The organism is Lacticaseibacillus jixiensis, from assembly GCF_042847315.1.
Classification (GTDB): domain Bacteria; phylum Bacillota; class Bacilli; order Lactobacillales; family Lactobacillaceae; genus Lacticaseibacillus; species Lacticaseibacillus jixiensis.
Map to the genome: position 1 here is coordinate 85,404 of NZ_BAAFPR010000008.1, position 26,621 is coordinate 112,024.

General features: G+C 52.4%; 29 protein-coding genes. 12 read left to right on the forward strand and 17 right to left on the reverse strand.

The annotated features are described in order from the left end of the window. Positions 1–178 precede the first annotated feature (178 nt). A complete protein-coding gene (locus tag ACGG90_RS07015; RefSeq protein WP_390407604.1) occupies positions 179–472 on the forward strand; it encodes a hypothetical protein in 294 nt (97 codons plus the stop codon). Here ACGG90_RS07015 and ACGG90_RS07020 read toward each other — a convergent pair. Further along, on the reverse strand, positions 455–1,471 hold the full coding sequence (locus tag ACGG90_RS07020; protein WP_390407607.1) for a zinc-binding dehydrogenase: 1,017 nt from the start codon (positions 1,469–1,471) through the stop codon (positions 455–457). The genes ACGG90_RS07015 and ACGG90_RS07020 overlap by 18 nt on opposite strands. Positions 1,472–1,569: 98 nt before the next feature. Here ACGG90_RS07020 and ACGG90_RS07025 point away from each other — a divergent pair, with 98 nt between their 5' ends. Next, positions 1,570–1,923 (forward strand): hypothetical protein, encoded by a 354-nt coding sequence (locus tag ACGG90_RS07025; RefSeq protein ID WP_390407610.1) that lies wholly within the window; start codon positions 1,570–1,572, stop codon positions 1,921–1,923. 670 nt (positions 1,924–2,593) lie between these two features. On the opposite strand, the gene ACGG90_RS07030 is transcribed toward ACGG90_RS07025, so the two are convergent. Continuing rightward, entirely contained in the window at positions 2,594–2,791 is a 198-nt protein-coding gene (locus ACGG90_RS07030) for a hypothetical protein (RefSeq protein ID WP_390407613.1), read from the reverse strand. A 306-nt stretch (positions 2,792–3,097) separates the two neighbouring features. Here ACGG90_RS07030 and ACGG90_RS07035 point away from each other — a divergent pair, with 306 nt between their 5' ends. The 3 genes from ACGG90_RS07035 (at position 3,098) to lexA (ending at position 5,508) form a co-directional block, all read left to right on the forward strand. After that, positions 3,098–4,246 carry an AI-2E family transporter gene (locus ACGG90_RS07035; protein ID WP_390407616.1) on the forward strand — a complete coding sequence of 383 codons (1,149 nt, stop codon included), beginning with the start codon at positions 3,098–3,100 and terminating at the stop codon, positions 4,244–4,246. Further along, entirely contained in the window at positions 4,243–4,716 is a 474-nt protein-coding gene (locus ACGG90_RS07040) for a hypothetical protein (protein ID WP_390407619.1), read from the forward strand. Before ACGG90_RS07035 ends, ACGG90_RS07040 begins: the two co-directional genes overlap by 4 nt. A 165-nt stretch (positions 4,717–4,881) precedes the next feature. After that, positions 4,882–5,508 (forward strand): transcriptional repressor LexA, encoded by a 627-nt coding sequence (lexA, locus tag ACGG90_RS07045; RefSeq protein WP_390407622.1) that lies wholly within the window; start codon positions 4,882–4,884, stop codon positions 5,506–5,508. A gap of 67 nt (positions 5,509–5,575) precedes the next feature. Here the strand turns inward: lexA and ACGG90_RS07050 are convergent, their stop codons facing one another. The 6 genes from ACGG90_RS07050 to ACGG90_RS07075 all read right to left on the reverse strand — a co-directional run bounded on the left by ACGG90_RS07050 (position 5,576) and on the right by ACGG90_RS07075 (position 11,700). Next, complete coding sequence (locus tag ACGG90_RS07050; protein WP_390407625.1) at positions 5,576–7,321, reverse strand: hypothetical protein; 1,746 nt, start codon at positions 7,319–7,321, stop codon at positions 5,576–5,578. Beyond that, positions 7,308–8,270, reverse strand: coding sequence for a WxL protein host-binding domain-containing protein (locus ACGG90_RS07055; RefSeq protein ID WP_390407628.1), 963 nt, complete (start codon positions 8,268–8,270; stop codon positions 7,308–7,310). Before ACGG90_RS07055 ends, ACGG90_RS07050 begins: the two co-directional genes overlap by 14 nt. A 52-nt stretch (positions 8,271–8,322) precedes the next feature. Then, positions 8,323–8,904, reverse strand: a complete 582-nt coding sequence (locus ACGG90_RS07060; RefSeq protein WP_390407631.1) for a WxL domain-containing protein — start codon at positions 8,902–8,904, stop codon at positions 8,323–8,325. A 333-nt stretch (positions 8,905–9,237) separates the two neighbouring features. Then, complete coding sequence (locus ACGG90_RS07065; protein ID WP_390407634.1) at positions 9,238–9,708, reverse strand: hypothetical protein; 471 nt, start codon at positions 9,706–9,708, stop codon at positions 9,238–9,240. A gap of 12 nt (positions 9,709–9,720) precedes the next feature. Continuing rightward, positions 9,721–10,668, reverse strand: coding sequence for an AEC family transporter (locus ACGG90_RS07070; protein ID WP_390407638.1), 948 nt, complete (start codon positions 10,666–10,668; stop codon positions 9,721–9,723). A 138-nt stretch (positions 10,669–10,806) separates the two neighbouring features. After that, positions 10,807–11,700 (reverse strand): hypothetical protein, encoded by an 894-nt coding sequence (locus ACGG90_RS07075; RefSeq protein WP_390407643.1) that lies wholly within the window; start codon positions 11,698–11,700, stop codon positions 10,807–10,809. Between the two features lie 108 nt (positions 11,701–11,808). Here ACGG90_RS07075 and ACGG90_RS07080 point away from each other — a divergent pair, with 108 nt between their 5' ends. After that, complete coding sequence (locus ACGG90_RS07080) at positions 11,809–12,741, forward strand: magnesium transporter CorA family protein (protein ID WP_390407646.1); 933 nt, start codon at positions 11,809–11,811, stop codon at positions 12,739–12,741. 60 nt (positions 12,742–12,801) lie between these two features. On the opposite strand, the gene ACGG90_RS07085 is transcribed toward ACGG90_RS07080, so the two are convergent. Both ACGG90_RS07085 and ACGG90_RS07090 read right to left on the reverse strand, forming a co-directional pair. Beyond that, a complete protein-coding gene (locus ACGG90_RS07085; RefSeq protein ID WP_390407648.1) occupies positions 12,802–14,166 on the reverse strand; it encodes a class II fumarate hydratase in 1,365 nt (454 codons plus the stop codon). Between the two features lie 11 nt (positions 14,167–14,177). Further along, on the reverse strand, positions 14,178–15,047 hold the full coding sequence (locus tag ACGG90_RS07090) for a LysR family transcriptional regulator (RefSeq protein WP_390407650.1): 870 nt from the start codon (positions 15,045–15,047) through the stop codon (positions 14,178–14,180). Positions 15,048–15,117: 70 nt separating this feature from the next. Between ACGG90_RS07090 and ACGG90_RS07095 the strand changes: the two genes are divergently transcribed. Together ACGG90_RS07095 and ACGG90_RS07100 are read left to right on the forward strand one after the other, a co-directional pair. Next, positions 15,118–16,812 (forward strand): malolactic enzyme, encoded by a 1,695-nt coding sequence (locus tag ACGG90_RS07095; RefSeq protein WP_390407652.1) that lies wholly within the window; start codon positions 15,118–15,120, stop codon positions 16,810–16,812. Positions 16,813–16,892: 80 nt separating this feature from the next. Further along, positions 16,893–17,876 (forward strand): AEC family transporter, encoded by a 984-nt coding sequence (locus ACGG90_RS07100; RefSeq protein WP_390407655.1) that lies wholly within the window; start codon positions 16,893–16,895, stop codon positions 17,874–17,876. A gap of 115 nt (positions 17,877–17,991) precedes the next feature. Here the strand turns inward: ACGG90_RS07100 and ACGG90_RS07105 are convergent, their stop codons facing one another. Then, positions 17,992–18,492, reverse strand: coding sequence for a thiol peroxidase (locus ACGG90_RS07105; protein ID WP_390407658.1), 501 nt, complete (start codon positions 18,490–18,492; stop codon positions 17,992–17,994). A 131-nt stretch (positions 18,493–18,623) separates the two neighbouring features. On the opposite strand from ACGG90_RS07105, the gene ACGG90_RS07110 reads away from it, so the two are divergent. Beyond that, positions 18,624–19,103, forward strand: coding sequence for a flavodoxin domain-containing protein (locus ACGG90_RS07110; RefSeq protein WP_390407660.1), 480 nt, complete (start codon positions 18,624–18,626; stop codon positions 19,101–19,103). On the opposite strand, the gene ACGG90_RS07115 is transcribed toward ACGG90_RS07110, so the two are convergent. The 4 genes from ACGG90_RS07115 to ACGG90_RS07130 form a co-directional block, all read right to left on the reverse strand. After that, positions 19,100–19,396 (reverse strand): hypothetical protein, encoded by a 297-nt coding sequence (locus ACGG90_RS07115; RefSeq protein WP_390407662.1) that lies wholly within the window; start codon positions 19,394–19,396, stop codon positions 19,100–19,102. The genes ACGG90_RS07110 and ACGG90_RS07115 overlap by 4 nt on opposite strands. Continuing rightward, positions 19,396–20,040 carry a YdeI/OmpD-associated family protein gene (locus ACGG90_RS07120; RefSeq protein WP_390407665.1) on the reverse strand — a complete coding sequence of 215 codons (645 nt, stop codon included), beginning with the start codon at positions 20,038–20,040 and terminating at the stop codon, positions 19,396–19,398. Before ACGG90_RS07120 ends, ACGG90_RS07115 begins: the two co-directional genes overlap by 1 nt. A 65-nt stretch (positions 20,041–20,105) precedes the next feature. Further along, complete coding sequence (locus ACGG90_RS07125) at positions 20,106–20,951, reverse strand: hypothetical protein (RefSeq protein ID WP_390407668.1); 846 nt, start codon at positions 20,949–20,951, stop codon at positions 20,106–20,108. 27 nt (positions 20,952–20,978) lie between these two features. Next, a complete protein-coding gene (locus ACGG90_RS07130; RefSeq protein WP_390407672.1) occupies positions 20,979–21,767 on the reverse strand; it encodes a hypothetical protein in 789 nt (262 codons plus the stop codon). Between the two features lie 165 nt (positions 21,768–21,932). Here ACGG90_RS07130 and ACGG90_RS07135 point away from each other — a divergent pair, with 165 nt between their 5' ends. From ACGG90_RS07135 to ACGG90_RS07145, 3 genes are read left to right on the forward strand one after another with little or no spacing between them, the layout of a single operon-like run. After that, positions 21,933–22,478 carry a biotin transporter BioY gene (locus ACGG90_RS07135; RefSeq protein ID WP_390407675.1) on the forward strand — a complete coding sequence of 182 codons (546 nt, stop codon included), beginning with the start codon at positions 21,933–21,935 and terminating at the stop codon, positions 22,476–22,478. 30 nt (positions 22,479–22,508) lie between these two features. Further along, a complete protein-coding gene (locus ACGG90_RS07140; protein ID WP_390407679.1) occupies positions 22,509–23,474 on the forward strand; it encodes a biotin--[acetyl-CoA-carboxylase] ligase in 966 nt (321 codons plus the stop codon). Next, positions 23,464–23,769: a CHY zinc finger protein gene (locus tag ACGG90_RS07145; protein WP_390407682.1), complete on the forward strand. Its 306-nt coding sequence runs from the start codon at positions 23,464–23,466 to the stop codon at positions 23,767–23,769. The genes ACGG90_RS07140 and ACGG90_RS07145 overlap by 11 nt, the downstream gene beginning before the upstream one ends. A 148-nt stretch (positions 23,770–23,917) precedes the next feature. On the opposite strand, the gene ACGG90_RS07150 is transcribed toward ACGG90_RS07145, so the two are convergent. Together ACGG90_RS07150 and ACGG90_RS07155 are read right to left on the reverse strand one after the other, a co-directional pair. Continuing rightward, positions 23,918–25,723 (reverse strand): M3 family oligoendopeptidase, encoded by a 1,806-nt coding sequence (locus ACGG90_RS07150; RefSeq protein ID WP_390407685.1) that lies wholly within the window; start codon positions 25,721–25,723, stop codon positions 23,918–23,920. 145 nt (positions 25,724–25,868) lie between these two features. Further along, positions 25,869–26,618, reverse strand: a complete 750-nt coding sequence (locus ACGG90_RS07155) for an amino acid ABC transporter ATP-binding protein (RefSeq protein ID WP_390407688.1) — start codon at positions 26,616–26,618, stop codon at positions 25,869–25,871. Positions 26,619–26,621 lie beyond the last annotated feature (3 nt).

The following is a 26,621-nucleotide window of genomic DNA, read 5'->3' on the forward strand; positions in this document are numbered from 1 at the left end:
GAGTGGCCTCTTAATTGGGATGGGTTAAGCATAACCCGCGATTCCTAAAACAAACTTAAAGCATGGTCCAAAGCTCAAGATTTGGCTGCATATACCCGTAATTATTGGCTCGGATGCGCTTGCAACTGAGACAGATTCACGTACAATCATAGTTAGACAAACTATTGGGGGAAACACCATGGAACCAACCGAATCGATCACACGTGCACAGAAGAAAGAAGGCGCCAACAAGTTGTTGGAGCTTGGCTACATCACCGAACGCGAAGAACCGGCGATGATGGACAAAGACTGGTGCAACGACTTCTTGTTGCAAGTCAATGATGAGTTGCGCCTGCGCTCGCTGACCAAGCGCGCCGTTTTGGCCAAATTCAATTATTACATGGGCGATGGGGTCATCATTTATGACCCGGCAGTCATGAATGAAACAGACGCCAAGCGCAAATTGCGATACGCGCTAGGCTTTCATAAGTAGCACCGATTTGCCGATGCTGTGTCCGGCTTCCAGTGCCTTAGTGGCAGCACGCAAATGTGCCAAGTCAAAAGGCGCCGTTTGCGTCACGCTGGCATCAAGTTCATGCGCTTGATATAACGCCACCAGCCGATCCAAGATCTGGCGGGTAGAGTCCAGATTTACGCCGAAGTCAGATTTGGTGAACATGTATTCTTGATCAAAACTGGCGGCTTTGGGCTTTAATCCGGCTAGATCCAAAGGGGCACTTGGCGTGACGATTGTGGCGACATGGCCCAGCGGTGCAACCAGCGTTATTGCCGCGGCCAAATATGGTGCTGGTGCATACAACAAGGCGATGTGGTCGACTTGCTTAAAGCCTGCTTCGTGCACGCCTTGCACCAAGTCGCTGTGATAATCCAAAGCAACATCGACGTGATGCGCCTTTAGCCAAGCATGATGGTTGACACTGGCTGTGGCGATTACGGTAACGCCGGCCCAATGGGCAAGTTGTGCCATCATGGTGCCGACTCCGCCGGCGCCATTGACGATCAACAAGGACTTGCCACGGTTGGCATTTGCTTGTGGAATCAGGTGTATTTTCTCAAACAGCACCTCCCACGCGGTCAATCCTACCAGCGGCAGCGCGGCCAAGTCGGCTGCGGAAGCATCAGTGGGGGCTTGGGCAGCCAGGATGGCTGGAACGAGTTGGTAGTGTTGATAGCTGCCGGCTAACTTGGTGGTGCCTGCATATAAGACTCGCTGATCGACGGCAAAATCACTAACAGCCGCACCTTTGGCAACAATGGTCCCAACGCCGTCATAACCGAAAATGCGCGGCGTGGTTTGCGGCGCCAAGGTTTGACGTAATTTTGTATCGATGGGGTTTAAGGCAGTGGCTTCAAGTTTGACCAGCAGCTGGTCGGCTGCTGGGGTCGGGATCGGCAAGTTGCGCGCAACGAAAGCTTCCGGGTCATCGATGGGGTGGCCAGCGTAGGTGACTAAGGCAAGATTTTCTGGCATAAGGGCCTCCATATGATTAAATTTATAATAGCTCTAGTGTAATTCATCCCCGTTGTCTGGTAAACTAGGTGCAACTGATTAATGAGAAGGAGACACACATGTCCCATGCCAAAAAAGGCCACGCTTATGGCCTGTTCTGTTTATTATTTGTCGCTGCAGCGGTTTTTGCTTGGGTCGGCTGGTTTGCTTCCAACCCGCAAGACTTCATGTCACAAATGGCGTGCATCAGTTTAGGCGTCGGCTTGGCAGTTGGGGTTTGGTTGTTGGTGGGGTTAGACGCCAGCTGTCAGACGCGCTTGGGTCGATTCTGGGTCGATTTACTCATCGGCTTGGCCATGATGGCGTTAATTTATGTCTTTATGCTGGGCTTTAGTTTTTCATGGTTGTTTACCGGTGGCGCCGTTGCCATCGTGGTGGTGTTAGCGTTGTTGTTCGCCGCCCGTAAGCTCTGAGTACCACCAGCCTTCGCGCAGTTTGCGCGAAGGCTGTTTTTTTTCCTGAAAAGTAAGATGGGACGACGCTTGGGCATAAACCGCCCAAACGTCGTCCCATCTTATATCCACCGCTAAGTGCGCTCAGCTCCGCCCTTCGTCGAGCTGCGCAGCCCAACGCGGCGTGATATAAGTCGTGACGTCAATTGGGCAAAGTGCGCCCAACTGCCATCCCGCCTTATATCCACCGCTAAGTACCGGCTGCTCCGCTCTGGTCTCGTCGAGCTGCGCAAAGCAACGCGGGTGCGGCTAGCTACGCGATTACACTCGGGACAAAGTGCGGTCCCAAGCGCAATCGCTAGGCTATCCGACCCGCTAAAAGCGCTCTGCTCCGCTCTTGTTTCGTCGAGCTGCGCAAAGCAACGCGGGTGCGGCTAGCTACGCGATTGCACTCGGGACAAAGTGCGGTCCCAAGCACAATCGCTAGGCTATCCGACCTGCTAAGTGTGCTTTGCTCCGCTCTGGTCTTCGTCGAGCTGCGCAGCCCAACGCGGCGTGATATAAGTCGTGACGTCAATTGGGCAAAGTGCGCCCAACTGCCATCCCGCCTTATATTCACCGCTAAGTACGGGCTGCTCCGCTCTGGGGACAAAAAAACCGCGGCTCGGTTGAGTCGCGGTGCGCGCCCACATTAAATGCGGTGCGTGACTGGAATGTGTTTAAGTTGGCGGCGATCGCACTTGTTACGCGTCATCTCATAGAAGACGCCGAAGTGCACATCGACGGCCAGCAGGAGGATCGCGATGAATGCCGTGTGCGTAAACATCAGCACAACGGTCAATACAATTAAGGCGCGTAAGCTCCATTTCATAATGTTAACTGATGTCATTGATGACACTCCCTTCCACCGCTTCCGGTTATCTATGTTCCTTAGTATACAGGATTCCTGATGAATGTAAAGCCTAAATATACAAAACTTTTACATTAGGTGCCTTTATACCGGCATTGTTGACATTTTAAATTTTAGTAACCGTTTGCATTTACATTCGTATATACATTTCTTTTACATTCACGATACATCGCGTCCAGCCCAATCATGCCAGGCGTTTGCGCGGGTGAGACACCTAGAATTCGCAATATGTTGATGAATTCGGTATCATGTGAGTAAGCGCAAACACGACCTGGAGGTGACCGGATGCGCACGACTTGGTTTTACAAAAGGTTCCTAAATAGTAAATTTACCATTGCGATCTTGAATGTGACCTTGGTGCTGTTGGCGATTTGGGTGTTCACTCAAATCAGCTGGGTATTCAAGCCGGTGTGGGCATTCGTCAACATCATCGCCCCGCCGTTTATCTTCGCTGGTGTGTTGTATTACCTATTGAATCCTTTGGTGACGTGGCTGACGCGGCGCAAATTGCCGCGACCGGCGGCAATCGCGATTGTCTTGTTGCTGCTGTTAGGGGTGTTGGTGATCGGCGTGATCAAGCTGGTACCGCCGATCGAGCAGCAATTCACTAACATTATCCAGACTTATCCCACATACTGGCGCAGAGCGGTTGCGTGGCTCACCGCGTTGAATGCCAATCAAGAACTGATTTCGCAACAAGATCTCAATGCACTTGGCCAAGAGATCATGGACAGCTTGTCGCTATCCAAAGGCAGCATCGTGTCAGGTACGGTGTCGCAGTTGCAGAACTTGGTGGGCATTGTTGGCAACGTGGTGATTACCGTGTCTACTGCGCCGATCATTTTGTTTTTCATGTTAAAAGATGGGGCGAGCTTTGCCCCAAAAGTGGTGCAGCTGTTTCCTATCAAATTGCGTGACAGTTTAGCTTCGATGCTGGCGGAGATGAATCAGAAAGTCGGCTCGTATGTGCAAGGCCAGCTTACCGTGGCCATGGCCGTGGCGATTATCTTCATGACGGGCTTTTCGGTGATCGGGTTGAAGTTTGCGTTGGTGTTGGGGCTGATCGCGGGGCCATTGAATTTGATCCCATATTTCGGATCGGCGTTGGCGATGATCCCGGCGTTGATCGTTGGGGCAATGAGCGGCCCGTCGATGCTGATCGCGGTGATCGTGACATTCTTCATTGAATGGCTGATCGAAACCCAGGTGTTATCGCCGTTGGTGATGGGTTCGAAGTTGGCGATGCATCCGGTGACCATTGTGATCGTGTTGCTGACAGCCGGTAATTTATTCGGCTTGGCCGGGGTGATCTTAGGCATTCCCGGCTTTGCCGTCTTGAAAATCGTCGTGACGCGCTTCTTCTCCTGGTATCGCCAGGCGTCTGGGCTGTATAATGAAGAAACTGATGTACCGCAGGAAAGGAATCTATCATGATCGAACTCTTATTTCTTATTTCAGATATCGCCTTGCTGAGCATGGGTGGCTATGTCATCTACTGGCAAAGCAAGATCGACATGCGCGGCGGGTATTCCATGTTTCAAGTGTTCTTCGCGGCCTTGCTTGGTTCAGTGTTTGTTTCAAGCGGCAGTGATCACTTGTTGTATATCGTGTTTGCTGCCGGAACGATCACGTTGGTCTTGATGGCTGGCAATTCAGGGATCACCCCAACGCGCGTGATCGCCACTGGGGTGTTCTCGCGCGTGATCCCCTACACCAAACTTTCAGGCATCACCTTGACGCCGTTAGAAATGCCGAATGGCCGGCAAATGGTGCTGGCGATTTTCAGCTTGAACCCGCGGCGGTTCGTTCGATTGACTTTCCGCACTGATTTAGAAACGATGATCAGCACTTTGCGCCCGCGGGTGCCGCAAAGTGTCGAAATTGCCATTCAACATGTGCAATGATGGCTTGGCGATGTGAGTGAGCGCAAGACGACGGTTACCGCCGCAGGATGCACGGCGTAAGCTGCAGATTTTGCTTGCAAACGGGTGTTTGTTTTGGTAATCTTAAGGTAATCACAGGCCAAACAAATTTTTGGCTTTCCCCAGATACGAAAGGAGTGGGCGACTTTGCGCACCACAGTTAATGAGACACGTTTCAAACAAATCTTAGAGACGATCTACCATACCACTAAGGAGCGAAGTTTCCCGCCAACTGTGCGTGAAATCGGCGCGGCAGTGGGGTTATCCAGTTCCAGTACGGTGGCATCTTATCTTAAGCGGATGGAAGATGCCGGCTTGATCGCAAAGGACCCTGCCAAGCCGCGGACGTTGTTGTTGACGCCTGCCGGGCGTGAATACATTGGCGTCGGCGAAGATGGGATCCCGATCGTCGGTACGGTTGCTGCCGGCGTGCCGATTACCGCGGTGCAGAATATTGATGATTACTTCCCAGTGCCAGACGATTTGGCCTATGATGCCGAAGATTTGTTCATGTTGCGGGTTTCAGGCAATTCCATGATCAAGATGGGCATCTTAGATGGTGATCAGATCATCGTCAAGAAGCAGCAAACTGCTGAGAACGGGCAAGTGATCGTGGCCATGACCGAAGAGTCTGAAGCCACCGTCAAGCGCTTCTATAAGGAAGACGGGCGCGTGCGGCTGCATCCTGAAAATGACGACATGGCGGATATGTACTTTGATACCGTCACGATTTTAGGGGTCGTGGTCAGCTTGTATCGCCCAGTACTTGAATAGCTCAATTAAAAGCGCTGCACCACAATTTTTTCAACAAATTGTGGTGCAGCGCTTTTTTGAGGTTGGTTTACGACAGTGGCGCACTAGGGAACGTTTGCGTTAAGGTCCATGTGATCGTGGCTTGTTGGGAATCGGTGCTGGTGATCACTGGTTTGGGGGTAAGTGTTGCTTGCGGATGGGATATTGATAAGCCAGCGCTGCCGCCAGTCGCCAAAATTGTCGGGGTGCTAGACAGTTGTTTGTTGAAGTCATTCAAAGTCAAAGCGAATGGAAAATCCGTTGGCGATAGCGCCGCTGTTAACTGCCAGCTGCCGTTTGTGCGCGTGTCTTCAACGATCAAGCTGCCACTGGCCGAAACGGTTTTGGTGAGATGATCGTAAAGCTCCAACGCCGAATACTGCCACGCAAAAGCTGTCGGGACCTGCTTCAGCGCCAAGGTGCCTAAAGGCGGCGAAATGGCGATCGACGCGAAATTCGTATACAGCGAGTTGCCGCCTGACACCGGATCGAGTTTCAGTCGGATGGCTTTGGGGGTCGCGCTGGCCATCATGGCCTGCAGCAAGCCGCCGGTTTTGCTGATGGTAAAAGCCACGGCGAAGTCAGTGAGCTTAGCGGTTTCGCCTTCAGCGTTTTGCACATCGCCGAAGTTGTTCAGCGACAAAATATTGTTGAGGTTAGCCTGCATACTGCCATCAGCGGCGCGATACGTGTCAACCAGCTCCCAGTGATAACGCCAATTACCAGGCGGCAAGTTCATTAAGCTTAAACTCGCCGGGGCGAAGTGTAAACCACTGGCAGGGATATTGTCGTATGGGCCGGCATAAGCCTGCAGCCCGCCGAGCCAAATCGTCTTGGTGGTAGTGATCTTGCCGGCTTGCGCGGCCATGACGCGACTGAAGCCTGGGTTATTGATATTGGTGTTGACCAAATTGTCAGGCGGCGCCGTTAACGTGGCTGTATTGTCAGTCGCAGCAGTGAGGCTGAAGCCGCTTGCCGGCAGCCATTTGATCGGGTCAGTCGCCTCTAGCGGTGTAATGGTCGCTTTGATCGGGACTTGTTGGCCATATAGCATGTGTTGCGGGGTGTTCAGCGTTAAGCTGGTGGCTGAAGTGGTTGCCGCAAACCAATTGAGCCTGGAAGCGACTGGGCGGTGAGGATCTTCGCGATCATAAACAGTTGAAGCGTTGTATTGATAAGCATACCAACCAGAATGATCTGGGACATAGCGAAATTCGGCTAGGGCATGCAAGGTCCAGCCGTCTTCATAACGCGAGTCAACGGTTTGGTTAAACACTGTGGTGGCAGTGTATTGGCCATTGGCTTGGGCACTGACTTGCCAAATCCGCAAGGTCAACTTCGGCAAGATCGCGTATTCGCCAAAGCCGAGGTGGTAGCGCAAGTAGAACTCATGCGCCGTTTTGCTAGCCATCGTAAAAGGCGCAGCGGCAAACGTGTCAGCGTCAAAGCCGCCGATGGGGCCATCGCCGATGATCGTTTCTTGCAGCGGTTTGGTGTCCCATTGCGCGACTTTGACAGTATTCAAGTCTGGCAGCACGGCGGCTTTAAGCGGCGCAGCCGGTGTCAGCCAAAGTCCCATCAGCGCACAAGCAACCAGTGCCAGCAGCTTCTTACACCCGGCGCACCATGCCACCAAAGCCAACACGCCTAAACCTAAGCCGCCGATGCTTGGCTGCGCTGTACTATTGGTATGCGGCAAAGCCGGTTGAGTCGGCGTAGCGATCACAGCCGGTGCCACTGGCGCAGGGTCTGTGACGACGCGCAAGCACAGCGTGGAATGGTCAATTTGCGTCATGCTTGGCCCTCCTTTGCTGCCACAACAGCCACCCGATCACCCCAAGCAAACTGATGACCAAGCCGATCAGCGCATATACCCACCAAGCCAATGCAACAGCAGGCTGGGCCATGTCAGTGCGGCTGGCTTGAGCGGCAGTGATGGTGAAGTGGTCAGTCAGGTGATAATGTTGTTTGCCAGACGTTAAGTCAATCACCAAGGTGTACGTGCCGGCAGTCAAGGCTTTAGTCACCGGAAGCCGCAGCGGCATGATCGCATTAGGCGCCATTTGCGCATTCTTGATCGTGGCTGAGGCTAAGGTTTGCTTGGCGCTGTTTTGTAAGGTGCTGTGGATCGTGATGCCGCCAAATAAGCGAGCCGTGTGGCTGGCTAAGTCTGCTGTGACATTGCGCTGGCTTAATTTGGTGTTGCTTAGCGTTAATTTGGGGCGGCTTTCATCAACATGGGCAATAGTCAGATGCAAAGGGGTTGCCAAGACGAAACGGTTTTGAAGCCCGCTTTGCTTGCCTGCGGCGGGGATGGCTGCGACGCTTAAGGCCCCGAGGCGTTCGCCATACCAGGAGGTTTGCGGCACGCGCAAAGTTACTTGCACTGTTTTGCTGGCGTGTGCGGCGACTGAGACGGTTTGTTTAAGCGGCGTTGCCATACTCGCCAACGTAGGTCCGGTGGTGGCAGTCAAGTTAGCGCCTGGCGTATACAGCAATTGACCGCTGCTGGACACGCCGGCATCAATGATATTGACATTAAATCGTTGCGTTGCAGCTGCGGTATTGTGAATGGTGGCGGTCAAAGTTGTTTGGGTTTGCGGCTGCAGGCGGTATTGATAATAGCCTGCAGCACTGGAGCCGGTGGTGTTGGGGGTGACGGTGAATTCAGCACCGGCGGCAGCAACCGGTGTCGGGGCGATCCAGAAGAGACAAAACAACACAGCCAGTAATCCGCGTTTCAAGTGAAAGGCTCCTTTATCTAAAAAAAACCGGACGCATGCGTCCGGCAGAAACTTACAGTGCAGGCGCAGGAGAGGTTTGCGCATTAAGCGTCCAAGTGAGATCAGCGGTGTATAAGTCGCCATTCTTCACTTGGGCATCAGGCGTTGCCGCTTGGTTCAAATCGGCGCTGATGGTGCCAGCTGCTTGAGTCAAGGTACCGCGCTTGTTCGTGCTGGCCAAGCTGAGGGTTTGGCCGTTAGAAGTCAGCTCACCAGCTAAGGCCAAAGTGGCGTCTTGCGGGGTGTGCAGGCTTAAAGTGCTGGTCGCAAGGGTGTTGTTGGCGCCGGCGGTAAATTGACCTAACTTGATGGTCAAATTCCAGCCTTCTGGGATATCCAATGGTCGGCCATCGATAATCTTTAAATCGCCGCTGGCTGCAATGGCATTCTTGGTGAAGCCATTGTAAATCGATAACGCGGTGACTGCTTTGAAATCGAAACTCGGCACAGAGGCGAGTTGTAATTGGCCGGCTTGGGGATCATCGACGATCGTTACGGTTGCCGTGGAATCTTTTGCTTCGGCTGCTGCGGGGGTAGCGGCATAGGCGGTTACGGCAAGCGCTAAGGCGCCAGCTGCGATCAGGAAATGCTTCATTCAGTTGTCCTCCGTTAAGTTGAGTGCTATTGATCTTAATGTAAGCATAGTGTAACAGATAAGATACATTTCGACAAGCCGCCAATGTAAAAACAATATATTAACAATTACATTGAGATAATATTTATATAAATCAGTTATATTATGTCGGAAAAGCTGTCATCTCACTTGTTCTGCCGCGCCCAGTAGGCATGCCATTAGGCACATCGTCGCGAGACATTTTACCACGCCAGTCACACAAAAGGCTCTGCACCGCGATTCAGGACGAATCGTGGTGCAGAGCCTTTTGTGTGACTGGGCGCACCCGCTTTGAGTTCAGGTTGGCCGTTGGACTTAAGGCGCTGAGACGGCGTTTAAGTCGTCATGTTTGACGCGTTTGTAACGCGGCCCATTGGGTAATTGTTGGATCAAGGTATTCGATATTTTCTTAAATTGCACCTGGTTGCTGGCTGCGTTGGCTTGTGCAGTACCTTGAATGGTGTAAGTCATGCCTGACACCGTCAGCGTGGCCTCAAAGATCCCTGCTTGAGTCGTGGCGAAATCTGCGCCGGCTTGGCTGGCTTGACGATCCATGAAGTAGCCAGATGTTGAGGCGGTGAACACCAGGCCTTGGCTGTGGTCACTGACGTTGACAAAGGCGTGGCCGCTTAAGTCATCTGCGGAAGCTTTGGTGACTTTGGTCTTGGGCTTGACTGCAGGCTTGATCTTTTGGGAATTGGCGCCAGGACTTGGCGAAGCAGCCGGCTTGGTCGAAGCGCAGCCAGCCAAGCAAACCAAACACAACAAGGCGATCATCGCGCGCATAAGTATTCCTCCTTAATGGAGCGTGTTGACGACCAGCATCACGACTGGGATCACCACCATGGCAAACATCGTGGTGGCGCTGACGGTGATCGATGCGTTAGATGCATCGGCACCATACAACTTGGCCACAACCGGCGCGTTGGTCATTACCGGCATGGCGGATTGCAACAAGAATACCTGCTTCATCAATAACGGTACCGGTGCGGCAAACACCAGTAAATACATGATGATTGGCGCAATCACGAAGCGCCCGGCAAACACCCCAAGCAGCTCTTTATTGAAGCGAATGTTGTGCAGCCCGGCTTGGCGCATGCAAATACCGATGAAAAACATCGATCCTGGAATCGTTAGGTTGCCCACATAAGTTAAGTCGCTGACCAAGAAATCCGGCAGCTTAATGCGCAACAACACCAAGATCAAGCCCATGATAAACCCCAGCAGCGGCGGTGAGAAGACTTTGCCGAGCATTTTGGTTAAGTCAAAATGGGCAGGCTTGGGACCATCGGCTTGGATCAAATACACGCCGATCGTCCAGAAAATGGTGGTGTTGGCCATGTAATACACCAGCAAATAAGGCAGGCTCTTCGGACCAAACAGGGCCATGTTCACCGGTAATCCGATAAAGACGGTATTGGAATTGAAGAACATGGACTTAAACAACCCGCGGCGGCCTTTGGGTACAGCCAAAGCCCGGCACACGCCGAAAGACAACCCGAACAAAATCGCCATCGATAACAGCGGAAAGCGCAGATCAGGCAAAATGGTGAGCAATTGTTTAGCAGTGAAATCGCTGGTGATGGTGACGATCATATATGCCGGTAAGGCCACTTGGGTCACGACTTTGGCAATGATCCGGCTGGAGCGGTCATCAAGCCAGCCTACAGCAGTTAGTATGTAGCCAATGGCGATCAAGATCAAGATCTCGAGGACGCCAAAGACGCTTGAGAGAAATGCAGTCAAATGTCTGATCCTTTCATCAATAAGTTGCTTTTAGTGTAGCGCAAATTCGCCTCAATGAATAGCAATGGTGAAAATGATGAGAATCGACGATTTCTGGCAACAAAAAAACTCAAGGGCACTTGGCCTTTGAGCTTGGTATTATTGGATCGTGCCGTCTTGATCAACAGTCACCGTTTGGTTCTGGCGAGTCTGTTTGTTGATGACCACGAAGCTGAAGGTGCCAGCTTGTTCACCCATGGCCGTTGTGGTGTAGTCGCTAGGCGGATATTTGGCCTCGATCAAGGCTTGGGCTTGTTCAACGCTTAAGTGGCTGCTGCTTGAAGCACTTGAGGCGCTGCTGGCAGATGCAACACTTGAAGCCGCGCTGCTGTTTGATGTGGCACTGGCTGCTTGAGCGGTGCTTGCGGTGGAATGCGACTGGATTTCGGCTTGTTCATCAATGGCTTCATTGACACTAGGCACCACAGCACCGCTAATGCTCAGCTTTAAGTGCTTGTTGCCATACGCGTATGCACTCGGCGCGGCGCCTTTGGTGGAGATGGTATTGTTGAGCACATTAGTTAAGTAAGCTGGATAGGCGCTGTGGTTGGTCCCATAGCGTGACTTGCGAGCAGGCATTTGGTTGTTCATGTGGTTGACACTTTGGTATTGAAACACCACAGCATTGGTGCTGCGCAGCTTCAAGGTGTGAGCGGTTTTCGCATAGGTGCCGGCGTCAACGATCATGCGCACAGAATCGCCTTGGATCTTGAGCTCGCGTGAGAAGCGGTGCTTGCTGGTCAAAGTCAAATATACCTTGACCGTCAAGGCCTCGCCATCAGGATCGGTTGCGCTGCCGCTGGCGGTGTAGGTACCAGCACTCGTGGTAGGCGTCGTGTCGATCACATTGGTCGACCCAATGCTTGTATCATTGGGGCCTTGGACTTTGGCGCCGCGATGGATCAAGAACAAAGTCACAAGCGCGATGGCGAGCAAGCCGATCAATAACAGCCAAATACTCCAATGCGTCTTTCGTCTTCTACGTCGTCGCATAGTTTCCTCCGTTAGGTTTCGATAACATTCATTGTACAACGAATCCGCCGCGTTGCGCAGCTTTCTTAAGACCTTCTAATCGAGTAGAATATAGCTGAGGTGAAGCGGATGCAAACCAATTATCAGCTTGTTGAAGGGCGCTTGACGCCTGCAGAAAATAACGCGACTTGGCAGCGGGTGGTGGCACCAAGTGATGCAGAATTCACTGCGCTGGATCGGGCCAATGACTTGCCATTTGACTATTTAGCCGCGGGCCTTGATGTGCATGAAGAACCGCGAGCTGTCGGGGTGCATGCCGGGGCGACTCATCCGGCGTTGATCGTGTTGCGGGTGCCAACAGTCACCCACAATGCGCAAGGCGATATCGTGTATGAAACCAAGCCGCTGGCACTGATCGTCGATGCCAAACACTTGTTGAGCATCGAGCAGGCACCTTTGCCAGTGGTAGATGCCTTCATTGCCCATACGCCACGCGTTGTTGATGCGCAAGATCTGGTGTTGGCGCTGATCCAAGTTGTGTTAGAAGCCTTTCAAGCCGATGTGGATGCGATGGATCATCAAACCAAAGCGATGGAAGCCCGTTTGGCCACAGCCAGCCGCAACACATTGTTGTACGAGATCATTGCCTTGGAACGGTCGTTGGTGTATTTTGACGCCGCATTGAGCAAAACGCAAACGCTGACGGACAAACTTTCAGCCAGTGCCAGATTCTTCACCAGCCCTGAGCACTTGTATCGGTTGCATGCCTTAAATGTCCAATGCGAACAAGCCTTGACGGTGGCGCATTGCAGCCGAGAATTATTAGATCAATATAACACCGCTGTTTCGGCGATCGTGGGCAACAACCTCAATCAGATCATGAAGGTCTTGACCAGCGTTTCGATCATTATGACCATCCCGGCGATCGTGGCCGGTATTTGGGGGATGAACACCTGGCTGCCACTGAATCACGGGGTGTGGGGATTTGTGAGTTTGTTGGCATTGATCGGCGTGTTGTGCGGCGTTTGTGCTTGGCTGTTGAAGCGCAAGGATTACTTCTAACACCGTCGCGCCGAATAACGCCTGGTGCTGCTTGTTTCAGGCGGCACCAGGCGTTATTGATTAGCTATTAGTGAGTTTTAAAGGATCTACCCAGGCGGCAAATTGTGCTTGCGTGACTTTGCCTGAGGCTAAGGCTGCGGCTTTTAAGGTGCTGCCGCTGGCTTGGGCAGCTTGGGCGATCTTGGCGCTGGCTTCATAACCGATATGCGGCGATAAGGCGGTGACCAGCATCAAGGAGTTGTCTACCAATTGGCGCATGCGCACTTCATTGGCGGTGAGGCCTTGGACCAACAAACGGGTGAATTGATCGACGCCGCCAGCCAGCAAGTCACATGATTCCAGGAATGCGGCAATGATCACCGGTTTATAGACATTCATTTCGAAGTTGCCTTGTGAATTGGCCATGCCGATGGTGACATCATTGCCTAACACTCGCGTGGCGATCATGGTCAATGCTTCAGCTTGCGTCGGATTGACTTTGCCTGGCATGATCGAACTGCCAGGTTCATTGGCGGGAATGCTTAATTCGCCATAACCGCCGCGCGGGCCGCTGGCTAAGAAGCGGATGTCATTGGCGATCTTCAACAGATCCGTCGCTAACGTCTTTAAGGCGCCATGGACCAGCGTTAATTCAGAATGGGCCGCCAAGCCGTGAAACTTGTTGGCCATGGCGGTATAAGGGTGTTTGGTCAAATCAGCGATCGTGGTGATGATCGCGCGGGTGGTTTCAGGGGTGGTGTTTAACCCAGTCCCAACGGCAGTACCGCCTAAAGGCAAGGCTAATAATTGCGGCTGCAAGAGGCGCATGGTGTGGCTATCGTGTTGCAAAGTTGCCACCCAACCTGAGACTTCTTGGCCAAAAGTCAATGGCGTTGCGTCTTGCAAATGTGTGCGCCCAAGCTTGACCGTGTGCCAATACGCCACTTGTTTGGCTTCAAGCTGGTCGATCAAGCCGTCTAAAGCAGTCAAGACCTGCGTGAGTGCCGGGTAAGCTGCCATGTGCATGGCTGTGGGAAAAGTGTCGTTGGAACTTTGGCCACAGTTGACATGGTCATTGGCCAACACCGGCTGATCGCAATGCGTGCTGGCTTGATGCGCCAAGACCTCATTAACGTTCATATTAGTTTGCGTGCCAGAGCCGGTTTGATACACGCGCAATGGAAAACGCGTCATCAAGGCAGCATCGTCTAGCGCCAGCAGCGCATCGCAAGCCAGATCAATGGCGTCGGCAATCGGTTGGGGGATGGTGCGGCTTTGGCCGTTGATTTTGGCTGCGGCTTGCTTAATGACGATCAATGCGCGGATCACAGCCACAGGCATGGTCGGGCCAGTGGTGAAATTATGTAAGGAACGTTCAGTTTGCGGTCCCCACCAGACATCATCAGGCAGTTCGACGGGACCTAAGGAATCATTTTCTATACGCACAAAAGCGCCTCCTATTTCAGAATATTGAGTAATTGCTGCATCTGAGGACTGAAAACTTGCCCGCGGCGCGTCACCACGGAAATACAAAACTGCGGCTGATCTACAGCTTGCAAAGGAATGCAGCGCAGATCATCTTGCTTGGTCACTGCCAATTGCGCCAAGAAACTGATGCCGACGCCTTCATGGATCATTTGCTTGAGCAAGGTGACATTGGCCGTGCGGTAGACGATGCTGGGATGGATGCCGGCGTGGGCAATGAACCACGCCAAGGCTTTGGTGTGTACAAAACCTTCTGATAAGGTGACAAAAGGCTGATCAACCAGCTGTGCAAAATCCAACACCGGCTGTTGTGCCAGCGGGTGGTTTTTGGGCATCACGATGGTAAACGGCACATTGGTCACCGGCCGCACATCCAGGTCTGGGGCATTGAGCGGCCCGTCTGCGCCGAGCAATGCGATGTCCAAATGACCTGCTCGCAAAGCAGTCAACAAATTCTCAGAGCCTGCTTCAACCGTTTCGATCCGGTCCATCAGGTGGGCTTGCATCAGCCGCGGTGCCAGCGTTGGGAAATAAAACGCCCCATTGATCGGCGGCAAGCCAAAGCGGATCTTAGATTGCCGCATGTCGCCTAATTCCACTTCAGCCAAGTGCAGCTGGTTGATGATCACCATTGCTCTGGTGTACAGTTGTTGGCCGGCAGGGGTGACGGTGAGTTGGCCATGGCTTTGATCGCGGTCGATCAGCTGAATAGCAAAGGCGCTTTCCAGCCGCTTCAAGGCCATGGTGATGGTCGGTTGCGTCACGGCAAAACGTGTGGCTACTTGAGAAAAGTTTTTTTCGTCGACTAAGGCCACGAAGTATTCCAGGTCGCGTGTATTCATTGCGGCGCCTCCTCATATAAACGAATTTTATCACAACTTGGCGGTTTGACTATATTTTTTTATGGCGTGTATGCTGAATCTCGTAATCAAATCCAGACGGAGGCATATGATGAAATATACAGCACAACAATTATTACACGACCCATTCTTAAACAAAGGTACAGCGTTCACCCAAGCTGAGCGTGATGCATACGGCTTGAACGGCTTGCTGCCAAGCGCGATCCAAACGCTGGACCAACAGGTACGCCAAGCATATGCCCAATATCAAAGCAAAGCCAACATGTTGGAACAGCGCTTGTTTCTGATGCAGCTGTTCAACACCAACCATGTTTTATACTACAAGCTGTTTTCCGAACATATCGCTGAGTTCATGCCGGTGGTTTATGATCCGACGATCGCCGACACCATTGAGAATTATTCCGCGCTGTTTGTTGAACCGCAGAATGCGACATATTTGTCCATCGATGCTCAAGATGACATCGAATCTGCCTTGCGCCATTCTGCTAATGGCCGCGACATTCGCTTGCTGGTAGTCACCGACGCCGAAGGGATCTTAGGCATTGGCGACTGGGGCACGCAAGGGGTCGACATTGCCGTGGGTAAGCTGATGGTGTATACCGCCGCTGCCGGCATCGATCCTTCACAAGTGTTGCCAGTGGTGTTAGACGCCGGTACGAACAACGAAGAATTGCGCAACGATGACTTGTACTTAGGCAACCGCCATGCGCGGGTTTATGGTGACAAGTATCACGAATTTGTCGACAAGTTTGTGGCCACGGCAGAAGAATTGTTCCCCAAATTATATCTGCATTTTGAAGATTTCGGGCGCGCTAATGCGGCGGATATCTTAGATCAATACAAGAATCAGATCACCACCTTTAATGATGACATTCAAGGTACTGGCATCATTGTTTTGGCCGGGATGCTTGGGGCATTGAATATCTCCAAGCAGAAGATGACTGATCAAGTGTACCTGAGCTATGGCGCCGGCACTGCCGGAGCTGGGATCGCAGCGCGGGTGTATGAAGAATATTTACAACAAGGCATGGATGAAGCCACAGCCAAAGCGCATTTCTATTTGGTCGATAAGCAAGGTTTGTTGTTTGATGATGATCCGACCTTAACGCCAGCCCAGAAACCTTTTGCCAGAAAGCGCAGTGAGTTTGCCAAGCCGGAAACTTTAACAACGCTGGAAGCCGTGGTGCGTGCCGTGCATCCTGATGTCTTAGTCGGCACGTCAACGCAGCCTGGCACCTTCACCGAAGCTGTGGTCAAGGAAATGGCCGCCCACACCAAGCGCCCAATCATCTTCCCGTTGTCCAATCCAACTAAGCTGGCGGAAGCCAAAGCTGAAGACTTGATCGCTTGGAGTGACGGTCGTGCCTTGGTGGCCACCGGGATCCCGGCTGAACCGGTAGTTTATAAAGGCGTCACTTATGAAATCGGCCAAGCCAACAACGCCTTGGTTTATCCAGGTTTGGGCTTAGGCACTATCGCTGCTGCCAGTTCGCTGTTAACAGATGACATGATCTCGGCTGCGGCGCATTCCTTAGGCGGCATTGTTGATCCAGCGCAACCAGGCGCTGCAGTATTGCCGCCTGTGACCAAGTTGGATCAATTCTCCAAGACAGTGGCAATGGCGGTGGCCAAACAAGCCGTTGCCGATGGCTTGAATCAAGAACCGATCCAAGATGTGGCTAAGGCAGTTAGTGACATGCAGTGGCAGCCAGAATATCAGCCACTGGACATTGAAATGCAAGACTAAAGCCGAATTCAGGCTTAAGTTGGGAAGTTCAAACGCAAGATATTGCGCGTTTGAATTAAGTATAAAGGGGGAAAATGCGCATGACTGCATTAACCACATCGATCCAAAGTGTCTTAACCATCGTGTTGATCATTGCCTTGGGGTATATCCTGCAGCGCAAAGGCTGGTTTGATGATGCTTTTGGTGGGACTGTATCAACGTTATTGATGAAGGTGGCCTTGCCGGCTTCGATCTTCATTTCTGTCTTGGAACGCTTGACCTTAAAGAAGCTGGTCAGTTTAAGTGCCGGGCTGGTGTACGGCTTTGGGGCCGTGATCTTAGGCTACATTGTGGCATTCATCTTGGTGAAATTGTTCAAGGTACGGCCAGGCCGCCGCGGCACGTTCATCAACATGTTTGTCAATGCCAACACCATCTTTATTGGCTTGCCGTTGAACTTGGCCTTGTTTGGTGACAAGGCGACGCCGTATTTCTTGATGTATTATGTGGTGAATACCGTGTCGACTTGGACGCTAGGTGCGTTCTTAATGGAATGGGACGATCCGACGCGTGACGCTAACGCCAGTGACAAGCGGGCGTTCAACTGGAAGAAATTGCTGCCAGCGCCATTATTAGGCTTCTTGGTGGCCTTGGTTTTCTTGCTGTTGAACATTCCGTTCGTCCATGTCAAATGGTTAGGCTTTGCCGTGAACACATTTGATTATGTAGGCTCGCTGGTTACGCCATTGTCCTTGATCTACATTGGGATCATCTTGGCTAAAGCCGGCTTTGGCGCGATCCGCTTTGATCGTGATTCGATCTTGGCGTTGTTAGGGCGCTTTGTAATGGCACCAGTGTTGATCACGTTGTTGATCGTGTTGGGCCGCAATGCCGGCTTCAGTGTGCCATCCATGGAAGCACAGACTTTGATCGTGCAAGCTTCAGCACCTGGTTTGGCTGTGTTGCCGATCTTGGCTAACCAAGGCCATGGCGATGTGGAATATGCCACTAACGTTGTGACCTTATCCACGGTGCTGTTTGTGATCGTGGTGCCGATCATCATGATGTTGATCCAAGGTTTCTAGAACTCAAATAAGACAGCAAGCACATCGTCTTGTGCCATCAAGCAATGCAAACAGCTCTGCGCCGCGATTCATGTGAATCGTGGCGCAGAGCTGTTTGCGTTGCTTGAGGTTGACATTAATGCTGGCGGTGGGCTTCCAGATACGCTAAGGCACTGCCATAATCTGGTTCTTCAGTTTGTTCGATGATTAATTCGCGATAGGCGATCTTACCATTCGGGTCGATGATCCAGACGCTGCGGGCGTCGGTGTGGTTGTCGGCGACATATAAGCCCATTGCTTGGCCAAAATGGGCGTCATCATCAGACAGCAGTTGAATGTGATCGACACCTTCTGCAGCACACCAATCTTGTTGCTGATCGATGGTGTTGGTCGAAATCGTGTAGAACTTCACGGCTTCAAAGCCGTCCATTGCTTGATTGAATTGCTTGGTCGACAACGAGCATACCCGAGTATTGATGTCCGGCACCACACTGATCAAGCTGTAATGGCTGGTGAATGCGGTGTTGGTCAATGGTTGGTGTTGGGCATCAACCACGGTGAAAGTCGGCAGCAAATGCCCGACTGCAGGCGGTGTCCCGTTAGTTGCTTGAGGTGTGCCATGGCGCGTGATTTCCATATTTGTCCCTCCTGATCGAATCAATGTGCGATCCCTGCGTGGATAAGGTAAGTATACCATGGCTGATGCTTGAATGGGCAGCCGGCGGTTTGTTAAGCTTAAAGTAGCAGCAGACACGAAGGAGGCACATCATGGCGCGGATCGTTATTGTTTATCAATCGCAACACGGCTTCACCCAACAGTTTGCTTTGTGGGTGGCCAAGGGGCTGCATGGCGAATTAGTCGATCGCGCTTTTATCACGGCAGAAGATTTCTTAAATTGTGAGTTGGTGGTGTATGGCGGGCATGTGTTGAACCATCGCGTCGCCGGCTTTCGCAGTTTCTATCGCCAGTTTCATACCTTGCTGCCGCAGCAAGTGATGCTTTTTGGTACCGGCGTGGCCAATTTGTCCAGTCGCGAGGCGCAGCGGGTGCGGGCCATGAGTATTCGCCACTGTGAGCCTTTGGCGCCGCAGTTTTTCTACTTGCGCGGGCGCAAAGACCTGACGCCTTTGCCGCTGCAGATCAAACTGCGCTTGAAGCTGCAAGGCAGCGGCGATCATGCTTGTGACACGGGGTTAGCGGCGGTGCAGCCGATTATCGAAGCAGTGGGGCGGTTGGGCCTGCATTAGTTAATGATCAGTTGCCCGGCGCGTTCTTGCACGCCAAACAAGGGCCGCAAAGCAGCGCCTTCTTGAACATAAACATAGTGCTGGCGCCAAGTTTTCTGGTCCAGCAACATGATGACTTCCCAGACTTTCAGCGGTTTACCGCTGGTTTTGGCATGGATCACCAGCTGCGGCTGTTCATTGGCAGTTTGGGTGGTGAAATCGGCAATGTTTTGCACGGATTCTTCACAGCGAATGCGCACTGCGGTGTTTTGGGGATGATCCGCCAACAATTGCAACAAGTCCAATACCCGCATCAGCTTTGGCCCTTGCGGTATTGCTCAAGCGTGGCAAAGCCCGCTTGCAATACCAGCTGCATTTGGTCAAAGTGCGAGTTTTGCGTGACTGGCCGCTTAGGCGAGAAAATATAGCGCGCCCAGTCGCGCTGCTGATGAGGCGTTAACTGCGCGAAGGTTGCGGCAAGCTGCGGTGTTTTGTGTTTCAAGCGTTCATGCAATTCAGGTACTCGAGCGTCATAATTGGCGATGCGCAAAGTGGTGTTGGCACTGGCAGGCTGCACGTCAAGCAGCATGAAATCGTCGTTAAACTGGCGCATGCGGGTCAATTTGAAGCCGGTGGTGCCAATTGCACCAGTCGTTTTGGCCACGTCAAGCGCTTCAAGCATTTGATGCGGGGCGATGCCGCGGTAATGCGGACTGGTGATGGCGGGATACAAGACATATACCATGGCTTTGGCTTTGCGTAATTGGTCTTGGACCAGCGGGGACAAGGCTTTTTTTAATTGCGCCAAGTTCAATGCAAACACCACGCGCAAGTCACAGTCGGCTTGCGGCGTGGTGGTGTAAGGCAAAGCGGCAAGCACTGGCTGCAAAGCTTCAGGCATGCCGGTGATGACCACTCGGTGATAATTCAAGAATCCTAATTGCTGCAAGTTTGGCATGGCAGCCACCTCCATACCTTACATTGTACGCTATTTACTGAATAATTGGGACCGCACGCCAAGCGCTAGCCGGCATCATCGATGCGCATCGCAGCAACGATCGTGCGAATCGCGGCGATGCGGGTTAATGGGGCAAGGCAGTGAATACCTAATTGGGCCGCCATCGTTTGGGCTTGGGCTAAGCTGATGTTGCGCTGGTTTAAGGGCAGCCGATTCCGCATCAACACGCTCAACAGTTCAGGGCCAGTCAATGGCGCTTGCAAGCGCACGCATCCGTCTTTGGTGGTGGCAGGATCAAGCAAATGTGCGTCAAAAGCCGCTTGGACATAATCGGCAAAGAAGTCATGGGCGTCGACGTCATAGAAGCATTCGCTATAATAGCGCTGCTTAAACGGGTGCGCAAAGTTCGGCAGCAAATAGGAGAAATCTCCGCGCGGCATCAAGGTGTTAGGGTACAGCGGCACGGTTGGGTCGATCAAATGCTTGGCCAAGGCATATTGCAAGTCAGGATCACTTGCGTTGAGGTCAGTGGTATCCCAAGTGGTCGCTTTGGCGACAGGCTGTTCAATGGCGAATCGTGCCTGCTTGACACTTGGGGTGACCAATTGTAATTGGGGGGTGTGGCTGACGTAAGGCGCCAAGGGATTCGGCGTTTCAAGCAATAGCTGGCTCAACCACAACACCACCATTGCGGCCCCTTGATCATTGGTATGGGCGCCATCGTTGAAGTAATCATGCAAGTTGACAGCACCTTGTAATTGGCACAACGCCGCGAAGCTGTGAGCGTGCAAGTCGATCACTGGCACATTGAGCTGCGCGCCGATTTGCTTGACGCTGGCAGCATATGCTTCCAGCTTGTCGTAACGACCATGCGGGCCGCTGGCGGGGATGCGTGACAAGGAAGTGAGCAATATCGGTTGGCCATGGGCTTTGGTGATTTAAGCGATCATGCGCCGCAAGTTGGTGGCATATCCGCCATAAGCCGCTAGATCCGCGCGCTTTTGATCGTTGTGGCCGAAACTGAGCAGCACCATGTCCCCGGCGTGCAATTGCTGCATGATCAAGGCCCAATTGCCGGTGTCGCGGTAAGTTTGGGTGGTCATGCCGTTGTGGGCTTGATTATCGATGGCGATGCCGGATAATGCCAATTCAAGCTGTTGCCCCCAGCCGCAACCATGACCGTCAACGGCGTAAGGGACATACGCTTCGTTATCTGTGGCGATCGAATCTCCTGCGATGTAAAGCGTTGGCACATTGACTTGCTTGATCGTGACGCTAAGCAGTGTCACACAAGCAATCGCGCAGACACTGGCATATACGGTTAGATCTGTTGCAGCCTGCGCGCCGGCGGCATGAATATACGCACCGACATGCGTCAAGGCGGTGAATGTTTGCGGTGTGTTGGCTGAAAGCGGCGCGTTGCGCGCGATCAAGTGGCGCCTGCCTAAGGTGATGTTGACGGTGGTGTCGGCAGAAGCACAAAGCGTGATGGTGACGGCATAATTGCCAATGGTTGGCACCGTGGCGGCATAAATCAGCGGCAAACCAGCGCCGTTGCTGGTCACGCCGGCACTTGTGGTGTGCCAAGTGCGCGTGGGGTGCTTGGCCAGCCAGCCGCCATTATGCAAGAAGCTGCCAGGCGCATCAGGTGTGCTGGCAGTGATCAGTCCAAATCCGCTGGCTTGATCATAAGGTGTTGCAGTAACAGAATACGTTTGTTCAAACATGGCATACCTCCAAAACATGTGCGTTCGTCTTTAGTATAGCGCTTACAACTTGAGCAGTAACACAGGTATTCAGGGCAATGCTACAGAATGATTAGTTACCTTGCTATTGACATCTTGGTTACTAGCTCGCATAATAACCCATATTCAAATAAGTGGGTGACAATCATGCAAAGAAATCAGAACTTGAAGCAATTATTACAAGCCGCCATGGTGTGTGCGCTTATGATCATTCTCGGCTTGTTTCCCGGGATCCCTTTAGGCGTGATCCCAGTGGCGATCGTGTTGCAGAATCTTGGGGTGATGCTGGCTGGCGTGATGTTGAAGCCGCGCTATGGCACGCTGGCTGTTGGGGTGTTCTTGTTGATGGTGGCAATGGGCTTGCCGCTGTTATCCGGTGGCCGCGGCGGCGCAGCCAGTTTTGTCGGGCCAACTGGCGGTTATTTGCTGGGGTGGCTGATCGCCCCGGCGCTAACGGCTTGGACACTTGATTTAACCGGCGTACGCAGGCGTGTTTGGTGGCTGGAATTGGCAGTGGTGTTTGTGACGTCAGTGGTCGTCATCGACACGCTAGGTGCTTGTTTCTTGGCGCTGCAAGCGCACATGGGGCTTGGCGCGGCGTTGTTGTCTAACGTGATGTTTGTGCCAGGTGATCTGCTGAAAGTTTCCTTAGCCGTTGTGATCGCGCGCCGGCTGCGAAAAGTGGCTTACTAGTGCTATGATGGAAGAAAACGAGGTGACAATATGGCACAAACAACCAAACAAAGTGTGCTGGCTGAGTTGTTGCAAGATGCAACTGCATGGCATTCCGGCGACGAAATCGCCCAAAAGCTGAACTTAAGTCGTGAATCAGTGTGGAAAGCAATCAATGCGCTGCGCAAATCCGGGCACAACATCGTCGCCCGCAAGAGTCAAGGATACCGCTATGAAGGCACGTCAGAGTTAAACGCTGATGTGATCAACTTCTATGCACCGCATCAAGTGGCAACCATCAAGGTGGCGCCAAGTGTCACGTCGACACAAGATGTTGCCAAAACATGGCTGGCTGCGCAAACACAACTCAAAGCGGCAGTGTTTCTGGCAGACGAACAAACCAACGGCTATGGCAGACGCGGTCGGGATTTCTATTCACCTAAAGCCACTGGGTTGTATTTGAGTTTGGTGTTGCCTAATGTGAGCGGGGATTTGACCAAAGTCGGCTTGTTGACCACTGGGGTGGCGACTGCGGTGGTGCGGACTTTGCACCAATTCTTCCCAGATAAAGATTTTGGCTTGAAGTGGGTCAATGATGTGTACTTAGGCAACAAGAAAGTCGCCGGGATCTTGTGCGAAGCGGTGTTGGAATTGGAATCGGCTTCCAGCGGCGCCTTCGTGATCGGCGTGGGTTTAAACTTAGCCACTAAGCATTTTCCTCAAGCTTTAAGCAAAGTAGCCGGGGCGATCGCCACTGGCGAAGTGGATCGCAACCGGTTTGCCGCGGCGTTGATCCAACAGATCATGACCATCGCTAAAGACTTTGAAACCGGCAGTTTCTTGCCAGAATATCGCAGCGAGTCGATCACGATCGGCCACAAGGTAACGCTGGCGTTAGGCGAGCGCAAAGTTGTTGGCAAAGTCACTGGGATCGCTGATGATGGCGGGTTGATCTTGCAAACTGCGCAAGGCCAGCAAACTTTCAACAGCGGTGAGGTGACCAAAGTTGAAGCCTGAAATCATCGGCTTACAGCTTGATGCATGCGGGCGCTGTCGGCATTATCATAAACCGGAAGACGTCGTTGCGTTGTGGTGTCAGCAATGTCAGGCTTATTATGCATGCTACCAATGTCACGATGCGTTATGCAATCATACTTTTGTGCCAAGTTCAACAAGCGCCGCCAAGGTGTTGTGCGGCGTGTGTCGCCATGAATTGACTTATGCCCAATATGTCACCGGGCGTTGTCCCAATTGCCGACAAAAGTTTAATCCGCGCTGTGCGCTGCACCACAGCCGATATTTCTGCGATTAACAACAGGGATGAGACATAATTCCCATAGTCGCCAGACATAAAGCAACGCCAAGTCACACAAACGCCCAGATACCACGATTCGAAGTGCAGAATCGTGGTATCTGGGCGCTTGTGCGTTTGGCTAAAAGCGCTTGATGTCTCAGCCTCGTTATATTTGGGCACTTAAGGCTTCGATTTGCTTTTCGGTGTCATCCAGGAAATGGATCATTTGTTGCAGCGGCTGGGCGGTGGTGATATCGACACCAGCCACTTGCGCTTCTTGGATCGGCGGCATGCTGTCGCCTAATGCCAAGAATTTCAACCAGTCGCTGACGGCATCAGGATCTGCCGCTTGCAAGCGCAAGAATGCGCCGGTAGATACCACCATGCTGGCAGAATACGTGTAGGAATACAGGCCCATGTAATAGTGGCTTTGCCGCATCCAAGTTAATTCTGGTGCCCCAAAGTCCAGATCCACCGTATCGCCCCAGAATTGGTGCAGCACTTGTTTAGTTAATTCATTAAGCTTGGCGGCATCGAAGCTTTCCCCAGCATCGATCAGCCGGTAAACTTCGCGTTGGAAATAAGCTTCCAAAAGGTGGGTGACGCAGTTGTGAAAATACGTGTCATTCAGCAAGCGGCTTTGAGCAAAGCGCCGCAAGCGCGGTGAGTCGGCAGAATCAAGCAGCGACTTGGTCAACAGCAGCTCGTGGAAAGTCGAAGGCGCTTCGACGATGTACCAACTTGGTTCATGCGCCAAGATCCCGTGGGCCGCATCGGCTAAAGTCATTTGCCCGCAATGCCCGAGTTCATGGATCAAGGTGTATACGGCAGGCAGCGTGTCGCGCCAGCTTAAGGCCACATACGGATGAAGCCCATAAGGTGCGGTGGCAAAAGCGCCTGATTCTTTACCGGCATTGGCCGGAAAATCGATCCAGCGGTTAGTGAATGCTTGGTCGATCAAGGCTTGATAATCTGGACCTAAGCACTTGATGGCAGAATCGATCATGGTTTTGGCAGAAGCTTTGGTGATGCTGGGTGAAAATTCTGGGTCCAAGTCGATTTGCAAATCAGTGTAAGTGATGCGATCCAAGCCGCGCACCTGCTTCAAATGCGTGACATAACGGCGCATTACCGGTGCCAAGTCGGTCATGATCCCGTCAAGCTGGCGGTCAAACATCGCATGCGGGACTTCTTGTTCATGCAAGAGGTAATCGATCACCGAAGTGTAGCCGCGCATCGTGGCCAAGGTTTTCTCTTTGGCGACTTGAGCGTAGTAGCCGGCAGCCATGGTGTTTTGGTATTTGGCCAACACGGCGCTGAATTGTTGATAAGCCGCGCGGCGGACGTTGACATCTGGATGCTTTTGGTATTCTTCTTCATATAACACAAACGACAACGGGTAAGTCTGACCGTTGGCAGTGAAGCTGCCAAAGTCCATATCAGCGAAAATCGTCTGGCTGCGGATCGCTTCTGGCGCGGCTAAAGTTGGGGCCAGTTCCGCCAAGACGCGTTCGGCATCCGGAGCAAGGCTTTGTTGTTTGGCGGCTTTGATATGGCGGATAAATGCGGCATGATCACCGGAAGCGGCCGCCACTTGGTCCAAAGTCGTATCAGGCAATTGCACCAACTCGGCTTCAACAAAGCTCAGCTGGCCGTCAGCTTTCGCCAAGGCGTGATCAACGCGTTTCATGCGGGCGCTTGCGGTTGGGTCGGTGGTGTCTGCGGATTGCGGCAAGCTGGCGTAGTGATATAAGTGATCTTGAATCGTCAAAATATTGGCATAATCGTCCAGCGCATCTAAAATTACCGGCACTTCGGTAAGGCGCTGGGCATAGATCCGCGTGAAATCAGCGCACAGTTCCTTGAGGCGGCGCAGCGCCTGATTAAAATCAGCCTCAGTGGCATAAATGGCAGCCAGATCCCAAGTGCTGTTGGGATCCACCGCCGAACGTGGTGGTAACGTATTTGGCATAAGCGTCCTCTTTTCTGGGTTTTATTGGTGTCTTTAGTATACAACACCGCAATCACCGCGCGCTTGCTGCTTTTTCAAAGCAAAATGACCCTCATGACAGATTGCAGCCTGTCATGAGGGTCATTAATTTGCTAAGTAAAGCGGGTCAGGCGCGATCAGGATCAAATGTCCCGGCAGCCAAGAAGCTTTGAATGCGCGCGTCGCTTGAGTCAAAGAAGTGCGCCGCGTCGCCATCATAGCCGATTTGACCGTCTTCAACAAAGACGATTTTGTCTGCCACCCCACGGGCAAACGCCATGTTGTGGGTCACGATGATGATCGAGTTATTCGCTTTGGCCAAAGCCAAGATCACCTTGAGCACTGATACTTCAAGTTCCGGGTCTAAAGCCGAAGTTGGTTCATCAAATAACATGTATTCTGGATCCATGGCCATCATGCGGGCAATGGCGATGCGCTGTTGCTGCCCGCCAGACAGCTGATCTGGATACACATCGGCTTTGTCGGCTAAGTCCACTTGCGCCAGCAGATCACGGGCACGTTGTTGAGCTTGTGCTTTGGCTTGGCCTTTGACATGCACCGGGCCCTCGGTGATATTGGCCAAGACATTCAGGTGCGGGAACAAGTTGTAACCTTGAAAAACCACGCCGAGCTTGCGGCGAACTTGCAGCACCGCTTGTTTGGTTTGCGGCTTGGCTAAGTCCAAGTCTAAGTCATCAAATTGATAACGCCCGGCATCTGGCAGTTCCAGAAAGTCGATGGCGCGCAGCAAGGTCGTTTTGCCAGAGCCGGAGGGGCCGACGATCACGGTAGTTTGGTTGGCAGGAAATTCGACAGTCACATCATGCAAGCCGTGGCCGTTGCCGAAGTCTTTATTGATATGGGTTAACTTAAGCATATT

Coding starts and splice junctions, on each gene's coding strand:
- ACGG90_RS07015 (WP_390407604.1), top strand. CDS start 179: ATGGAACCAACCGAATCGATCACACGTGCACAGAAGAAAGAAGGCGCC.
- ACGG90_RS07020 (WP_390407607.1), bottom strand. CDS start 1,471: ATGCCAGAAAATCTTGCCTTAGTCACCTACGCTGGCCACCCCATCGAT.
- ACGG90_RS07025 (WP_390407610.1), top strand. CDS start 1,570: ATGTCCCATGCCAAAAAAGGCCACGCTTATGGCCTGTTCTGTTTATTA.
- ACGG90_RS07030 (WP_390407613.1), bottom strand. CDS start 2,791: ATGACATCAGTTAACATTATGAAATGGAGCTTACGCGCCTTAATTGTA.
- ACGG90_RS07035 (WP_390407616.1), top strand. CDS start 3,098: ATGCGCACGACTTGGTTTTACAAAAGGTTCCTAAATAGTAAATTTACC.
- ACGG90_RS07040 (WP_390407619.1), top strand. CDS start 4,243: ATGATCGAACTCTTATTTCTTATTTCAGATATCGCCTTGCTGAGCATG.
- ACGG90_RS07050 (WP_390407625.1), bottom strand. CDS start 7,321: ATGACGCAAATTGACCATTCCACGCTGTGCTTGCGCGTCGTCACAGAC.
- ACGG90_RS07060 (WP_390407631.1), bottom strand. CDS start 8,904: ATGAAGCATTTCCTGATCGCAGCTGGCGCCTTAGCGCTTGCCGTAACC.
- ACGG90_RS07065 (WP_390407634.1), bottom strand. CDS start 9,708: ATGCGCGCGATGATCGCCTTGTTGTGTTTGGTTTGCTTGGCTGGCTGC.
- ACGG90_RS07075 (WP_390407643.1), bottom strand. CDS start 11,700: ATGCGACGACGTAGAAGACGAAAGACGCATTGGAGTATTTGGCTGTTA.
- ACGG90_RS07080 (WP_390407646.1), top strand. CDS start 11,809: ATGCAAACCAATTATCAGCTTGTTGAAGGGCGCTTGACGCCTGCAGAA.
- ACGG90_RS07090 (WP_390407650.1), bottom strand. CDS start 15,047: ATGAATACACGCGACCTGGAATACTTCGTGGCCTTAGTCGACGAAAAA.
- ACGG90_RS07095 (WP_390407652.1), top strand. CDS start 15,118: ATGCTGAATCTCGTAATCAAATCCAGACGGAGGCATATGATGAAATAT.
- ACGG90_RS07100 (WP_390407655.1), top strand. CDS start 16,893: ATGACTGCATTAACCACATCGATCCAAAGTGTCTTAACCATCGTGTTG.
- ACGG90_RS07105 (WP_390407658.1), bottom strand. CDS start 18,492: ATGGAAATCACGCGCCATGGCACACCTCAAGCAACTAACGGGACACCG.
- ACGG90_RS07110 (WP_390407660.1), top strand. CDS start 18,624: ATGGCGCGGATCGTTATTGTTTATCAATCGCAACACGGCTTCACCCAA.
- ACGG90_RS07115 (WP_390407662.1), bottom strand. CDS start 19,396: ATGCGGGTATTGGACTTGTTGCAATTGTTGGCGGATCATCCCCAAAAC.
- ACGG90_RS07120 (WP_390407665.1), bottom strand. CDS start 20,040: ATGCCAAACTTGCAGCAATTAGGATTCTTGAATTATCACCGAGTGGTC.
- ACGG90_RS07130 (WP_390407672.1), bottom strand. CDS start 21,767: ATGTTTGAACAAACGTATTCTGTTACTGCAACACCTTATGATCAAGCC.
- ACGG90_RS07135 (WP_390407675.1), top strand. CDS start 21,933: ATGCAAAGAAATCAGAACTTGAAGCAATTATTACAAGCCGCCATGGTG.
- ACGG90_RS07140 (WP_390407679.1), top strand. CDS start 22,509: ATGGCACAAACAACCAAACAAAGTGTGCTGGCTGAGTTGTTGCAAGAT.
- ACGG90_RS07150 (WP_390407685.1), bottom strand. CDS start 25,723: ATGCCAAATACGTTACCACCACGTTCGGCGGTGGATCCCAACAGCACT.
- ACGG90_RS07155 (WP_390407688.1), bottom strand. CDS start 26,618: ATGCTTAAGTTAACCCATATCAATAAAGACTTCGGCAACGGCCACGGC.